Raw genomic sequence first — 647 nt, forward strand, 5'->3', positions numbered from 1 at the left:
TCACCCTGCACTTCAAGTGAGGGTGATTACTTTTTTCCATTGTGTGAGTGACCGGATTTTAACAGAACGACTACGGAGAGAGCTAACATTTCGAAAGAATAGTCAACACCTTACATAATTACTTTCAACGGGTTCAAATGTTATTTTGGATCTTTACGGCGAGATACGAAATTCCCTTTGCGGCGAGCAAGGATCAGCATAGGGATGGCTATTAACAGACCCATTATGACGGTCACTATCGATGCTTCAAGACCAAATTCACCCCCAGTGAGAAGGGCCGGACCTGCAACTTCGACTGTAAAAAGACCCGTAGAAGGATGTCCTGAGACGGGGATACCTAAGAGTCCCTGTATTGTATTCCAAAAGAAGTGGAGGCCAATGACAAACCAAATATTGCGCCGCCAAAGGAAAGCTGCACCTAGTAAGACACCAGCTTCAATGGAAATAGAGAAAGCCCCCCAAATCGTAGCTCCGGGGTTGCCGAGGTGGACGATCCCAAAGAAAATGGATGTCACGGCCAATGCAATCCAACTCCCACCGATTTTTTCAATTGCTTGAAAGACAAGCCCCCGAAAGATTAATTCCTCTATCACGGCAGCGCCAAGTGATGCTGTGATAATAGGCTGAATATTGCGGATGAATTGAGC

Annotated in this window: 1 protein-coding gene; it reads right to left on the bottom strand. The window is 46.1% G+C overall.

What is annotated here, in order from left to right; translation table 11 throughout:
* Positions 1–140: 140 nt before the first annotated feature.
* Positions 141–647: CPBP family intramembrane glutamic endopeptidase (locus tag R2B77_RS15930; protein ID WP_322555754.1), on the bottom strand; the 507-nt coding region annotated here is incomplete at its 5' end.

It is taken from the genome of Sporosarcina beigongshangi (assembly GCF_033485195.1).
Taxonomy (GTDB): Bacteria; Bacillota; Bacilli; order Bacillales_A; family Planococcaceae; genus Sporosarcina; species Sporosarcina beigongshangi.